This is a genomic window from Micromonospora sp. AMSO1212t (genome assembly GCF_008868145.1).
Taxonomy (GTDB): Bacteria; Actinomycetota; Actinomycetes; order Mycobacteriales; family Micromonosporaceae; genus Micromonospora; species Micromonospora tulbaghiae.
The window spans coordinates 20433-31328 of the sequence record NZ_WBKS01000064.1 but is presented as its reverse complement, the minus strand read 5'-3'; the positions used below and the strand labels follow the sequence as shown (position 1 = coordinate 31328).

Sequence of the window (10896 nt, the reverse complement as noted above, 5' to 3'; positions counted from 1 at the left end):
CCCGCGACGGCAGCGGCGCGCCGGTCGGCTCGGACCGCGCCGGGGGAGCCGAGGACGGCCGGCCCAGTGCGGCCGCCGGGGCGACGGGCGTGACGGGGGCCGGGGCGACCGGCGGCGGCGTCACAGGCGCGGGTGCGACCGGTGGCGGGCCGAGCGGCCGGGGCGTCGTCGTGGCGGCAGCACCGGACAGCGGCTCCGGACGGCTGCGCCGCCCACCGGGAACCGGCTCGGGACGGCCGCGGCGGCCGGCCGGCTCGGGAGCGCCGGCCGGTTCGGGACGGCCACGGTGGGGCTCGGCGATCGGCTCCGGCTGGATCGAGCGCACCGGACGCAGGTCGGCCGCCGACGTCGAGGTCAGCTCGTCGACCTGCTCTCCCCGTCGGGCGGCGGCCCGGCGGCCGGTCGCGGGGGCGGGAGCGGTGCGTTCGGCGAGCGCGCCGACGAGCGCGTCGCAGCCGGCGTCACAGGTCCGGACCGAGGCGACGGCCTGACGTACGGCCTCGGCGACGGCCGCGGTGAGCGTGCGGTTGACGGTGGCCCGCCGGGGCGTCTCGGAGATGGCGACACGCAGCGCGGTCACCGCGTCGGAGACGGCGTCGGCGTCGGCCACACCCTCGCCGGCCAGATGCGCGACGACCGCGTCGGCGGCCAGCGCGCCGTCCCGGCCACCGCGGCCCGCGGGGCCGGTGAGCATCCCCGGCTCGGGCAGCGCGTCGAGGACCGCCAGGGCGACCCGGTCGGCAGGGTCCGGGTAGGCCCGCAGCGCGGCCGGGTAGAGCTCGCGGAGCACCTCGCGCAGCGTCACCGCGGCGGAGTGCCGGCCACTCGCCAGCGCCGCGTGCGCGGCCAGGACCTGCGTGTATCCGGCGAGTTCACGCGGCGCCGGGAGGGTCACCGCGGAGAGCGCGCCGGCCTGGAGCGCGCGGGCCAGCCCGACCGCACGGCGCTCGGCGGGCGGGGAGTTCATCTCCTCCAGGGAGTCGTCGTCGGCGAAGCGCTCGGCGAAGTCGTCGACCGAGTCGTCGTCCGCGATCGCCAGCGGCCGGCCTGCGGCGCTCAGCAGCGAGGTGACGATGTGGTCGTCGCTGTCCGCGGCGATGGCCGCGCCGCTCGGACCGCCGGACCGTTCCACCAGCAGCGCGACCAGCCGGGCGTAACCGGCGGGATCGTCACCGATCTCGCAGACGTGCAGCAGACGGCCTGCGTCGTCGACCACAGCGGACGTCAGCGTCGTTCCGGCCGAAGCCGTTCGGTCGGCCGGATCTGCCGAGGCCAGACCGCAGTACACGCGCACGAGCGCCACGGCGTCGTCCTCCTCCCGGGACACAGGTCTTGCTCTGCCAGAGACTGATGCTCCCCGCTCCGGGTCAGTCGCGCCAGTCCACAACCGCAGAGATCTTGCCGACAATGGTGCGCCAACCCAAACTTGCGGTTTGTGCCCCGATTTTCTTCAGCCGGCGACGACCCAGGAAACCGCCGACGCCACCGTTGACGGAAGCGCGCAGCGCCTCGTCCAGGTCGTCCAGGCTGGAGCCGGCGGAGAGCATGTCCAGCACGGCCGGTAGCCGCAGGGCGTACGCCAGGTCACGGGCGATCTCACCGGCTTCGATGAGCAGCTCGTGGTCCCACGCGTCGTGGCCGCCGCGCAGGTTCTCCACCACCAGGTCGAGCTCGTACGTGTCCTCGTCCAGCGGGGCGATGTCGGCCGGCTCCAGCCGTTCGGACAGTTCATTCCAACTGTCCAGCTGGGACAGGTCGTTGGGCGCACCGGAACGGATGAAAGTGACCAATGACTCCGGGGTCTTGAACAGCAGGAGCCGGCCCTTGTGGGTGAGGAAGACCGGCACCTCCTCGTCGCCCGCCTCGTCCTCGTCGTCCTCGGCGTCGTCCTCGGCGTCGTCGTCGGCCTCGGCTTCGGCCTTCTCGTCGTCCGAGGCGCCGGCCTTGTCCTTGCGGCGGGCCTTGGCGTCCTTCTCCTCGTCGTCGTCCTCCTCGGCGGAGAGGGCGGCGAACTCCTCGTCGAGGATCACCACCTCCTCGTCGTCCTCGGTCTCGACGACCTGGCGGCGGGCCAGGAACGGGTCGTCCTGGTCGCGCTCGGCGACGTCGGTCGGGGTCAGCTCGCGCGCCTGCCGGTACGCCCGCAGCGTGAAGCCGGTGCCGGCGGGCAGGGCGATCTCCACCGGGTCGATCCGCACCTCGTCCCAGAGCGCGCGGTCGGCCGGCGGGCGGTCCTCCTCGACCTCGTCGGCCGCGGCGGCGGCGTCGGTGTCGTCGAGCTCGGGCTCGTCGGCGTCGGGCCGTTGGGGCGACTGGCGGGCCACGCTGACCTCCGTGTGCGTTCGGGTTGCCCACCCGGCGGCGTCGCGCCGCCGAGTGACTCTGCGCACATACCCTAGTGGGCGACGGTTCCGACCGGGAGTCGCACCCCTTGGCGACGCGGCGGCACGACAAGTAGCGTTGCTACGCATGAAGGCGCAGGCGCTGCACGGACACCTGGACGCGCTGCTGCTCGCCGTGCTGGAACGGGGTGCGCTGCACGGCTACGCGATCATCGAGGCGTTGCGTGCCCGCAGCGGCGGCACGCTGGATCTGCCCACCGGCACCATCTATCCGGCGCTGCGCCGGCTGGAGCGGGCCGGGCTGGTGGCGAGCACCTGGAGCACCGTGAACGGCCGGGAGCGCCGCACCTACGAGCTGACCGATGCCGGTGGCCGGGCGCTCGCCGGGGAGCGGGCCGGCTGGCGCGACTTCAGCGCCACCGTCGGGCGGTTCCTCGGCGCGGACGAGCCACCCGCCGCACCGGCCTGACCGCGCCCGGCCGCTCAGCCGGCCAGCCGGCGGTCGGCGAGCACCCAGCAGCGGGCCGCCCGGGCCAGGGCGAACCAGGCCGCCGAGACCACCACCATCCCGATGATCAGGGGAGGCCAGGTGAGCGCGGCGTCCCACAGCCCGATCGACCAGCCGAACAGCGCGCCCCCGGCGACCGCGCCGAGCAGCAGGCTGCCGGTAAGACCGAAACCGATCAGCCGCGCCGGGCGGACGAGCCGCGGTGACCTCCACCGGGCGGCGAGCGGGCCGACCAGCAGCGCGACCAGCGCCAGCGCGGCGACCACGCCCCAGATCCCGTTCAGCGACGCGGAGAGCAGCAGGTAGCTCTGCGGCGGCGGCGGACCGCCGCTCCAGCTCGACCCCTGCCAGGTCAGGTCACCGGCGGCGATGAGCACCACCGCCACCACGAGCGTGCGCAGCGCCAGCCCGCGCAGCGCACCGGCGGCCAGCTCGGCCTGGAAACCCGGCACGAGCTGGGCGTCGCTGCCGAACTCGGCGACCGCCCGCCGCTGCGCCTCCGCCCGCGGCAGGCCCCCGTCCCGGTACGCCTCGACGGCGTCCTCCAGCGCGTGCCGCGCCTCGGTCAGCAGGTCGGCCTTGAGCCGGTTCGGCCCGTGCAACCGCGTGGACAACTCGTGCAGCCGGCGGTCGACCACTGCCTCCTCATGCACCAGCATGCGGCCAAGCCTGCCACCGACGGGCGACACCCGCGTCAGGGAAAACCCCGATCGGCCGGGCGTCAGGGCGTGATCGCCAGGTAACCGCGCTCGGCCGCCTCCTGGCGCAGCCACTGCTCCCGGTACCAGCCGGGGCGTGCCACCAGCTCGTCGTGCCGGCCGCGCTGCCCGACCCGGCCGCCTTCGAGCACCACGATCTCGTCCAGCCCGGCCAGACCGCTGAGCCGGTGGCTGATCAGCACCACCGAGTGACCGGCCGGGGTGGCGGCGAGCGCGGAGTCCAGCACCGCGTCCGCAGCCGCCGGGTCGAGCCCTTCGGTCGGCTCGTCGAGCACCAGCACCGGCGGGGCGGCCAGCAACGCGCGGGCCAGCGCGAGCCGCTGCCGCTGCCCGCCGGAGAGCTGCCCGCCCTGCTCGCCGACCACCGTGTCCCAGCCGTCGGGCTGCTCGCGTACCCAGTCGAGCAGGCCGGCCGCCCGGGTCGCGTCGACCAGGTCCGCCTCGGTGGCGTCCGGACGGCCGAGGAGCAGGTTCTCCTTGACGGTGGCGTGGAAGACGTACGCCTCGGCGAGCAGGCCGCCGACCACCCGGGGCAGGTGCTCGGCCGGGATCTCGGACACCGGCACGCCGCCGGCTGTGACCCGGCCGGTGTCGGGGCGTACCGCGCCGGTGAGCACGGCGGCGAGCGTGCTCTTGCCGGCGCCGCTCGGCCCGACCACCGCCACCCGGCGGCCGGCCGGCAGGTCGAGGTCGAACCCGGCCAGGGCGGGGGCGGCGCCGGCCCGGTAGCGGACCGTCACGTCGGAGAACCGCACGTCGTGGCCGTCGGTCCCGGGCTCCGCCGTGGTCTGCGGTGTCGCCGTGGGGGGCTCGGTGAGCAGGTCGGCGACGCGGGCCAGCCCGGCTCGCAGCTGGGTGCGCTGGCGGGCCGCCGCGACGAGCGCGAGCGCCACCTCCACGGCGGCGAGCGAGCCGACCGCGAGGACGCCGACCAGCACGCCACCGACCCCGGCCCGTAGCGCCACGACCACCACGGCGGCGGCGGTGAGGCCACCGACGAGGACGCCGAGCGCGTCCACCGCGAAGCCGGTCGCGGCGAGCCGGCGTTCCAGCCGGGCCAGCCGTCCGGCCCGTTCGTCCGCGGCGGCGAGCGCGGCGCCGGTCGCCCCGAACGCGGCCAGGTCGGCGGCGCCGTGGGTGAGGTCGACCGCGTCCACGGCGAGCGCGCCGCGCAGCGGAGACACCTCGTCGGCGGCGCGGCGGGTGATCCGGGTGGCGAGCGCTGGGAGCGCCACGCCGGCTACGAGCAGGCCGATCGCGAGCACTCCGGCGGCCGGTGGTGAGATCAGCGCGGCGACGCCGACCGCGAGCACGCTGACCAGTGCCGCCGCCGCCCCGGGCACGAGGACGCGCAGGAGCAGGTCCTGAGCGGCCTCCACGTCGGAGACCAGGCGGCTCAGCGCGTCCCCGGTGCGACGGCCGGTCTCGCGGCGGGCGGCGAGCGTGGCGAAGACGCGGGCCCGTACGTCGGTGATCATGCGCAGGACGGCGTCGTGCCCGGCGAGCCGTTCGGTGTAGCGGAACACGCCCCGGCTGACCGCAAGCGCCCGGACCGCGACGATGGCCACTGTCAGCCGGTCCAGCGGCGGCCGGCCGGCGGCGCTCATCAGCAGCCAGGTGGCGGTGGCCATGAGCGCCAGGCCGGCGAACTCGGTAGCGGCGGCGAGCAGTCCGGCGCCGAGCAGCCGGCTCAGGTACGGCCGGGCCAGTCGCAGCACCGCCCGCTCGGCGCCGGGGCGGGCAGGTGCGGGCGGCTCGGGCGAGCCGGAGGGCGCCACCGGAACCCCGGTCGGCCCGGCGGGCTCGCGGCCCACCGGCGTCACGCCGTCGCCGGCGGTCACCGGGCCACCACCGGGTGGGCGGGGCAGGCGAGGCTCATCGGGGCACCGCCGGGCCGGTGGCGGTCGCGTGCAGTTCGGTGACCCGGCCGTCCTCGACGCGCAGGATCCGGTCGGCGTCGGCGAGCAGCGCGGGCCGGTGCGCGACGAGCAGCGCGGTACGTCCGGCGACCAGCCGCCGGGTCGCGTCCAGCACCACCGCCTCGCTGGCGCTGTCCAGCCGTGCGGTCGGCTCGTCGAGCAGCACGACCGGGGCGTCCCGGAGGAACGCGCGAGCGAGCGCGACGCGTTGCCGCTGCCCGCTGGACAGGCCGTGGCCGCGCTCGCCGAGGCGGGTGCCCAACCCGTCGGGCAGGGCGTCGACCACCTCGTCCAGCGCGGCGCCGGTGACCGCCGCGGCGAGTGCGGCATCCGGGGTGTCCGGTGCGCCGAGGCGGATGTTGTCGGCGAGCGACCCGGCGAACAGGTGCGCCCGCTGCGGCACCCAGGCCAGCTCGCGGCGCCAGGCGTCGAGATCGACCCCGCTCAGGTCCACCCCGTCGGCGGTGACCCGGCCCGAGGTCGGCGCGACGAACCCGAGCAGCAGGTTGAGCAGCGTGCTCTTGCCCGCGCCGCTGGGTCCGATGATCGCCACCCGATCGCCGGGCCGGATGGTCAGCGTGACGTCGCGCAGCGCGGTGGTCCGGTCGTACGCGACTGTCACGCCCTCGAAGCGGATCTCGCCCCGGCCGTCCGGCGCCGGACGCCGGGGTTCGGCGGCGGTGACGGGCCCGGTGGTGGCGGGTGCGTCGGTGGCGGAGAGCGTGAGCGCCTCGTCCAGCGCGGTGAGCCCTTCCATGCTGGCGTGGAACCGGCTGCCCGCGGCCCGCAGCGGCAGGTACGCCTCCGGCGTGAGCAGGAGCACCAGCAGCGCCGTGGAGAGCGTGAGGCCGCCGCCGAGCAGCCGGATGCCGACCGGCACCGCGACCAGCGCGACGGAGAGCGTGGCGACCAGTTCCAGCACCAGCGCGGACAGGAACGCGATGCGCAGCGTCTTCATGGTGGCCTGGCGGTGGCCGTCGGCCATCCGGCGTACCACGTCGACCTGCCCCTTGGACCGGCCGAACGCGCGCAGCGTGGGCAGCCCGGCCACCATGTCGAGGAAGTGCCCGCCGAGCAGCGACAACCGGCGCCACTGCCGTTCGGTGGCGGCCTGCGCCTGCCAGCCGAGCAGCGCGCCGAAGATCGGGATGAGCGGGATGGTGAGCGCGATGATCAGCGCCGAGCTCCAGTCGGCGAACACGATCCGGGCCAGCACCGCCACCGGCACGGTGACGCTCAGCACGAGCTGCGGCAGGTAGCCGGTGAAGTAGGGGTCGAGCGCGTCCAGCCCGCGCCCGGCCAGGGTGGCGAGCTGCCCGGCCCGCTGCCCGGCGACCCAGGTGGGCCCGTGCCGGCCGACCGCGCCGAGCAGGTCGGCGCGCAGCGCCGCCTTGACCGTCGCGGCGGCCCGCGCCGCCACGGTGCCCTGCGCCCAGCTCACCAGCGCCCGCCCGGCGACCGCGGCCACGAAACCGGCCAGCGCCGGCCGGTGCAGCCGGCCGTCGAACGCCGTGGCCAGCACCGTCGCCAGCGCGGTGGCCTGGGCGATCACCAGCAGCGCGGTGAGCCCGCCCAGCACCGCGAGCACGGCGAGGTCGCGCCGGGCCGCGGGGACCCGACGCAGCAGACGCGGGTCGAACGGGCGGCGGTTCACCAGTACACCGGTGCCCTGCCGTCGATCCGTCCCCGGAAAACCCACCAGCACATCGCCTGAAAGCCTAGTAGGGCCGGCAGGAGCGGTAACGCGAGCCATCCCAACAGGGCCAGCGTCGGGCGGCTGGCAGCCGCCTCGGCCACTGTCAGCGACGCCGCCGGGTCGGTGGTGGAGACCAGGATCCGGGGCCAGAGCGCGGCTCCGATCAGCGGCGCCGGAAGCGCCAGCGCCGTCGCGGTCGCCGCGAAGGCCGTCCCGGCCCGGCCCCGCCGCAGCGTCGCGCGGGCCGCCAGCAGCGCCGCCACGAGCACCAACGGCAGGAGTACGGCGGCCGCCGGGCGCGCCACAGCGGCGCGTACCCGATCGGAGAGCAGGCCCAGGACGGTGGCCGCGGCGACCGCCACGAGCGCGGCGGGCACCAGGCCGCTCGCCAGCCGGGCGAGCGCCGGGGCCTCGGCGGCGGGCAGCCGGAGCGTGAGGAACGTCGCACCGTGCACCGCTACCAGCGCGAGCAGCGCCAGCCCGGCGGCGGCGACGAACGGTGTGGCGAGATGACCGGCACCGACCACGTGGCCGTCCCCGCTCAACGGCACGCCCTGGAGCAGCCCGGCGAGCAGCGCGCCCCAGCCCAGCGCGGCGAGCACGCAGCCGGCCACCACCACCCGGTCCCAGCGGGCGCGAGCGGTGGCGGAGGCCGGGCGGCTGCGCAACTGCACCCCGGCGGTCACCAGCACCACTCCGGTCAGCGCGGCGAGCACGACCGGGTAGAAGCCGGAGAGCAGTTCGCCCTCCAGCCGGGGGAACGCGCCGAACAGGATGCCGACGGCGGCCACCAGCCAGACCTCGTTGCCGAGGAAGAACGGCCCGAGCGCGGTGAGCGTGGCCCGGCTGCCCGGCGCCGGGCCGCGCCGGGCCAGCAGCAGGCCGACGCCGTAGTCGTAGCCGCCGAGCACGAGGTAGGCGGCGAAGAAGAGGCCGAGCAGGGCGTACAGGCGAGTTCCACGGCGGGCTCCCTCAGGCGAACACGGGCTGGTGGTGGGCGTCGCTGTCGGGCGCGGGCGGGCGGCCGAGCGCCGGGTCGTGCGCCCCGCGGGCGGCGTGCCGGGCCAGCAGCACCCAGTTGGTCACCGCGAGCGCGCCGAGCAGCAGGCTGAACCCGATCAGCGAGGTGAGCATCAGCCCGGGCGAGACCGGCGAGACGGCCTGCGCGGTGGGCAGCAGCCCGTACGCGGCCCAGGGCTGGCGGCCGACCTCGCGGGCGATCCAGCCGAGCAGCATCGCCACGAAGGGCAGCGGCAGGCCGAGCAGGATCAGCCAGAGCGGAACCTTCAGCCGGATGATCCAGTCCCGCCAGAGCAGCGGCAGCAGGAGCCAGACGGCGCCGAGCGTGAAGCCGATCAGGATCATGAAGCCGAGGCCGACGTTGGAGAGCACCGGTGGTTCCCAGTCGCCGGGGCCGAACCGCGCGGTCCAGTCGGTCACGAGCGCGTCGCGATCGGGGCCGCCGCCGAACTTGGTCGGCTGGAGCTGCGCCACCGGGCCGAACTGGGCGAAGCCGAAGCCCTGGAGCATGCTGACCGAGAGCGCGGCGGTGACCAGACCGAGCCGCAGCGAGGTGCGGAAGAGCGCGTAGTCGGGGGTACGCCGGAGCAGGTGCCAGGCGCTCACCGCGGCCATCAGCAGGCCGCCCGTGACCAGGCCGGCCGAGACGACGTGGCCGAACGCCATGCCGAACGTGGGATTGGTGAGCAGCGCGCCGAAGTCGGTGAGGTGGGCGACGCCGTCGCGGACCTCGTACCCGACCGGGTTCTGGAGCCAGGCGTTCGCCACCATGATCCAGAAGGCCGAGGCGTACGCGGTGATCGCCACGCCCCAGAGCAGCGCCAGGTGCACGCCGCGCCGTAGCCGGTGCCACCCGAAGATCCACATGCCGAGGAACGTGGACTCCAGGAAGAACGCCACGAGCGTCTCGATGGCCAGCGGCGCGCCGAACACGTTCCCGACGTAGCGCGACAGCCCGCTCCAGTTCAGCCCGAACTGGAACTCCATCACGATCCCGGTGGCGATGCCGAGCACGTAGTTGATCACGTAGAGCTGGCCCCAGAACCGGGTCAGCCGCTCGTACACCGGCTTGCCGGTCAGGTAGCCGGCGGTCTGCAACCCGACCAGCAGCGTGACCAGGCCGAGCGTGACCGCCACGAACAGGAAGTGGATCGAGGTGGTGGTGGCGAACTGGAGGCGGGCGAGGAGCAGCGGGTCCACTGTCGTCCTCCCATGGGTTGGCTCTCTTGTCGTAGCCAACCTACACGTAGCCTCACTACCTATAGGAGCGCGCGAACCCGGAGAAGTCCCGTAGGGGTGAGGTCAGCTCAGGAACAGGGCGAACGGCAGGGACACGAGCGTGCCCGCGACGGCCAGCGCCATCGCGCCGAGCACCCGCGGCGGGCGGTCCGCGACGAGCAGCCGCTGCACCCGTACGTCGAGGTCGCGGTCGCCGAGTCCGAGCGTGCCCGCCGGCTGCACCCGGTGCTCGGCGGCGGCGAACCGGCGCAGCGCACCGGCGAGCGGCGCGTCCGCGTGCAGCTCCCGGGCCTTGTCGTCGGCGCGCATCTCGACCAGCAGCGCCACCCGCGCGTGCGCATCCCGTACCCACCGGAACCAGGGCAGCGCCCGGCACAGCGCGGTGAACGGCAGCAGCACCAGGTCGTGCCGCTCCTGGGCGTGCGCCCGCTCATGGGTGAGCACCGCCGCCAGCTCGGCCGGGTCGAGCAGGTCGAGCGTGCCGGCGCTCACCACCACCCGGGGACGCACCCCGGGCAGGCAGTACGCCGCCGCGCTCGGGTGGTCCAGCACCAGCGCGCCGGGCACCGTGGGGTCGCGCCGGGCCACCAGGTGCAGCAGCTCCCGGTGCCGGCGCTGGGCGCGGACCGCGCCGTGCAGGCTGCGTACCGTCGTGGTGAGCAGCACCGCGCCGATACCGAGACCGACGCCGACCAGGCTGAGGTGCACCGCGCCCACCCCGGCGGGCAGCGTGCCGTGGGCCAGGTCGTCGGCCAGGGCCAGCAGCGCGTACCCGGTCGCCCGGTCGTACGCGTCGAGCCCCAGCGCCATCGGCAGCCCCATGGCAGACAGTCCGAGCGCCAGCCCGACCGCCTGCCAGCAGATGATCGCCACCCGGGGCGCCCGCCAGGTCCAGCGCGCGGCGGCGAGAACCTGCGCGGTCAGCCAGCAGGCCAGGATGATCGCGGCGAAGTGCAGGGCGTACGCCACGGCAGCCGCCCTACCGGTCCGTCGCCTCGTCGAGCGCCGGCCGACCGGGCCGGGGGTTCTCGACCCGGCCTGCCGGTCCGTCCTCGACCGTCGCCCCGGCCTCGGCGCCGAGCGCGGCGCGGAGGACGTCCGCCTCCGTGCCGGTCACCGAGCGGGCGAAGCGCACGAGTGCGGCGTCCCGGCTGCCGCCGAGGTCGAGGGCTTCGAGCATGAGCTGGGCGATGTGCGCCTCGCGGGTGGCGGCCGGGCGGTAACGCCAGGCCCGCCCCTCCCGCTCGCGCTGCACCATGCCCTTGCCGGCGAGCCGGTCGAGCACTGTCATGACAGTGGTGTAGGCCAGTTCGCGGCCGTCCAGGGCGTCGGCGACCTCGCGTACCGTCACCCCGCCCGACGAGGCGGGCGCCGCGTCCCACAGCACGTCCATCACCGCACGCTCAAGGTCCCCCAGCCGAGTCACCCGGCAATCCTACCCCCGGTAGTAGAT

General features: G+C 75.6%; 9 protein-coding genes and 1 pseudogene. 1 reads left to right on the top strand and 9 read right to left on the bottom strand.

Going from position 1 to position 10896, the window contains the following annotated elements; all coding sequences use genetic code 11:
* Together F8279_RS17435 and F8279_RS17430 are read right to left on the bottom strand one after the other, a co-directional pair.
* Positions 1–1327, bottom strand: a pseudogene (locus F8279_RS17435) (transposase); the annotation flags it as partial.
* Between the two features lie 40 nt (positions 1328–1367).
* Entirely contained in the window at positions 1368–2324 is a 957-nt protein-coding gene (locus tag F8279_RS17430; RefSeq protein WP_151500494.1) for a DNA primase, read from the bottom strand.
* 145 nt (positions 2325–2469) lie between these two features.
* On the opposite strand from F8279_RS17430, the gene F8279_RS17425 reads away from it, so the two are divergent.
* Complete coding sequence (locus F8279_RS17425) at positions 2470–2811, top strand: PadR family transcriptional regulator (protein WP_091415420.1); 342 nt, start codon at positions 2470–2472, stop codon at positions 2809–2811.
* A gap of 14 nt (positions 2812–2825) precedes the next feature.
* Here the strand turns inward: F8279_RS17425 and F8279_RS17420 are convergent, their stop codons facing one another.
* From F8279_RS17420 to F8279_RS17390, 7 genes are all read right to left on the bottom strand, one after another.
* The gene (locus F8279_RS17420) at positions 2826–3509 is read right to left on the bottom strand and encodes a permease prefix domain 1-containing protein (protein ID WP_091415424.1); all 684 of its coding nucleotides are present in this window, start codon (positions 3507–3509) and stop codon (positions 2826–2828) included.
* 62 nt (positions 3510–3571) lie between these two features.
* A complete protein-coding gene (gene cydC, locus F8279_RS17415) occupies positions 3572–5347 on the bottom strand; it encodes a thiol reductant ABC exporter subunit CydC (RefSeq protein WP_225853313.1) in 1776 nt (591 codons plus the stop codon).
* 97 nt (positions 5348–5444) lie between these two features.
* Complete coding sequence (gene cydD, locus F8279_RS17410) at positions 5445–7142, bottom strand: thiol reductant ABC exporter subunit CydD (RefSeq protein ID WP_151500492.1); 1698 nt, start codon at positions 7140–7142, stop codon at positions 5445–5447.
* Positions 7139–8095 (bottom strand): cytochrome d ubiquinol oxidase subunit II, encoded by a 957-nt coding sequence (locus tag F8279_RS17405; RefSeq protein ID WP_255474156.1) that lies wholly within the window; start codon positions 8093–8095, stop codon positions 7139–7141. Before F8279_RS17405 ends, cydD begins: the two co-directional genes overlap by 4 nt.
* Before the next feature lie 61 nt (positions 8096–8156).
* Positions 8157–9404, bottom strand: a complete 1248-nt coding sequence (locus tag F8279_RS17400; RefSeq protein WP_151500490.1) for a cytochrome ubiquinol oxidase subunit I — start codon at positions 9402–9404, stop codon at positions 8157–8159.
* Positions 9405–9506: 102 nt separating this feature from the next.
* A complete protein-coding gene (locus F8279_RS17395) occupies positions 9507–10412 on the bottom strand; it encodes a M56 family metallopeptidase (protein ID WP_151500489.1) in 906 nt (301 codons plus the stop codon).
* Between the two features lie 10 nt (positions 10413–10422).
* Entirely contained in the window at positions 10423–10869 is a 447-nt protein-coding gene (locus tag F8279_RS17390; protein WP_026268060.1) for a BlaI/MecI/CopY family transcriptional regulator, read from the bottom strand.
* Positions 10870–10896: the final 27 nt, after the last annotated feature.

Excerpts from the sequence above, each read along its gene's own strand:
- F8279_RS17425 (WP_091415420.1), top strand. The coding sequence starts at position 2,470 with ATGAAGGCGCAGGCGCTGCACGGACACCTGGACGCGCTGCTGCTCGCC.
- F8279_RS17420 (WP_091415424.1), bottom strand. The coding sequence starts at position 3,509 with ATGCTGGTGCATGAGGAGGCAGTGGTCGACCGCCGGCTGCACGAGTTG.